Source organism: Streptomyces sp. SID4985 (assembly GCF_009863025.1).
Classification (GTDB): Bacteria; Actinomycetota; Actinomycetes; order Streptomycetales; family Streptomycetaceae; genus Streptomyces.
Genome location: NZ_WWIR01000171.1, coordinates 1 through 2,566 on the forward strand (window position 1 = coordinate 1; position 2,566 = coordinate 2,566).

General features: G+C 73.2%; 3 protein-coding genes. All 3 read right to left on the minus strand.

Going from position 1 to position 2,566, the window contains the following annotated elements; translation table 11 throughout:
• The coding region (locus GTW40_RS06865) for a transglycosylase SLT domain-containing protein (RefSeq protein WP_161179264.1) at positions 1-343 on the minus strand (343 nt) is incomplete at its 3' end.
• A 364-nt stretch (positions 344-707) separates the two neighbouring features.
• Positions 708-1,670 carry an ECF transporter S component gene (locus GTW40_RS06870; protein WP_237525369.1) on the minus strand — a complete coding sequence of 321 codons (963 nt, stop codon included), beginning with the start codon at positions 1,668-1,670 and terminating at the stop codon, positions 708-710.
• The coding region (locus GTW40_RS06875; RefSeq protein WP_237525370.1) for an ATP-binding cassette domain-containing protein at positions 1,667-2,566 on the minus strand (900 nt) is incomplete at its 5' end. The genes GTW40_RS06875 and GTW40_RS06870, both read right to left, overlap by 4 nt.

The following is a 2,566-nucleotide window of genomic DNA, read 5'->3' on the forward strand; positions in this document are numbered from 1 at the left end:
TGAGGCCCCACTTGATCTGGGTGGCCGGGTTGGTCTTCCAGTCGGAACCGGCGGAGGACATCTTGGAGGCGGGCAGGGCCTGGACCAGACCGTAAGCACCGGAGGCGCTGTTGGTGGCCGAGGGGTTCCAGCCGCTCTCGTGCGACACGATCTTGTTGAACGCGGCGTACTGCGCCGAGTTCGGAATCATCTTGTGCGCGATCGACTGAGCCGAGGAGGACGACATCGGAGCGGCCTGGGCGGGCGCGGTGCCGAGCGCGATGCCGGCGGTGGCGGCGGCCAGGGCGGCGACGGTGACGGCCTTCTTCGGAGTGGCGACGCGACGAATGAACGAGAAAGACATGTGAATCCTTTTGCTTGGGTACAGGGCGACGCCTCGTACGTTCCGGCCGTGCTCCGCGCTGTGTGCGCTTCACCCGCCGGCCGCATACGTCGGCGCCGCGGCCCGTGAGGGCTCGTGGCGCCTGGCGACGTCATCCAGAGAAACAGGATTCCGGGATGTCCGCAATGACCCCTTTTACTAGTGGTGGCCGGATCGGTGGCGTCGGCCGTCTGTGTGACCGGCGTCTCAAACCGCAGGTCATGAGGGGTGTAAATGCGGATGTATCGGACATTTAAGTCTACGAAGTCGCCTCGTAGGTGAGCTGCGTCATGTGGGGTGCTTCACCAGGCAACCACCTCGGCGCCGACGCTCCGGACGCGCCCCCTCACGCTCCGGGTGCGTCGAACGTGACCGCCGTCTCGAAGGCGGCCCGCCGCGTGGCCCGGCGCAGCGCGCGCAGCACCGCCGGGCCGAGGGCCAGGGTGAGGACGACCGTGCAGACGGCCCGGCCCAGGTCCCAGCCCATGGAGGTGGCCAGGCAGTAGGCGAGGAAACGGGCCAGGTTGGCGGGCACGGAGGCGTGCGGGTCGAAGGCGATGCCCGAGGCCATGGTGCCCATGAACGGCCAGCCGGCCAGGTTCATCACCGTGCCGTAGGCGAACGCGGCGACGAAGCCGTAGCCGCCCAGGAGCAGCAGCTCGGCCCGGCCGCGCAGCCGGGAGCGGCCCGGCAGCAGGCCCGCGCCCATGGCGAACCAGCCCATCGCCAGCATCTGGAACGGCATCCACGGCCCGACCCCGCCGGTCAGCAGCGCGGAGGCGAACATCGTCACCGAGCCGAGCACGAAGCCGAAGCCGGGACCGAGGACGCGGCCGCTCAGCACCAGCAGGAAGAACATCGGCTCGATGCCCGCCGTACCCGCGCCGATCGGCCGCAGTGCCGCGCCCGTCGCCGCCAGCACGCCCAGCATCGCGACCGCCTTCGGGCCGAGGCCCGACTCGGAGATCGTCGCCGCCACCACCGCGACCAGCAGCACCAGCAGCCCCGCGAACAGCCAGGGCGCGTCCTCGGCGTGCGCGCTCAGCTGCGAGGCGGGCGGCGCGAGGAAGGGCCAGCCAAAGGCGACGATGCCTACTGCGCTGACGAGGACGAGGGCGGCGAGGGAACGGGGTCCTAGGCGGACGGCGTGGGCGGGACGGGGGTGATGGGGGGCCGGTGGGTGATGCGGGGTGGATTTCTGCGGGGTGCTCTCCTGGGCGGTGGGCTCGGTGTCGCGCGGGTGGCCGGTGTCGTCGGCGTGGGTGCGGCGGGGCCGGTCGTCCGGGAGCTGGGCGGGGTCGGGCGTCATGCCAGGGCCCTCCTGACCTCGGTGACCGTCAGCCAGGGCTGGGGGGCCAGGATCTTGGTGACCTGGGGGGCGAAGGAGGGGGAGGAGACCACGATGTCCGCCGTGGGGCCGTCCGCGATGACCTCGCCGTCGGCCAGCAGCACCACCCGGTGCGCGATCTCGGCGGCCAGCTCCACGTCGTGCGTGGCCAGCACGATCGCGTGCCCCTCGGCCGCCAGGCCGCGCAGCACGGTGACCAGCCGGGCCTTCGCCGCGTAGTCGAGGCCGCGCGTCGGTTCGTCCAGGAGGAGCAGTGGCGGGCGCGCGGTCAGGACGACGGCCAGCGCGAGCGCGAGCCGCTGGCCCTCGGAGAGGTCGCGCGGGTGGGTCGCGTCCGTGATGTCCGGCAGCAGCCCGGACACCAGCGCCCGGCAGGTCCCCGGCTCGGCCCCCGCGTCCCGGTCGGCGGCCGCGCACTCGGCGGCCACCGTGTCGGCGTACAGCAGATCGCGCGGCTCCTGCGGGACCAGGCCCACCCTCTGTACGAGCTCCCGTGGCGAGATCCGGTGCGGTACGGCCCCGCCGACCCGGACCGAGCCCGCCGTGGGCTCGACCAGTCCGACCAGGGAGCCGAGCAGCGTCGACTTCCCGGCGCCGTTGCGGCCCATGAGTGCGACGGTCTCGCCGGGGCGGACGGTGAGGTCCACGCCGGACAGGGCGCGGATCCGGCCGCGCCGGACGACGAGGTCGTGGACCTCGGCGACGCAGGGGGCGGCGGGGGAGTCGTCGGTACGCCGGAGGGAGCGCCGGAAGAAGGGGAGTGCGGGGGCGCTCACCGGCCGGGGGCGGGCGGTGGCTCGCCCGGTGTGCCGGGAGGCGGAGATGGCCGCCCCGGCCGGCCGGCCTTCGGCGGCAGA

What these genes read in the sequence shown, in the direction of transcription:
- GTW40_RS06870 (WP_237525369.1), bottom strand. Translation starts at nt 1,670, where the DNA reads ATGACGCCCGACCCCGCCCAGCTCCCGGACGACCGGCCCCGCCGCACC.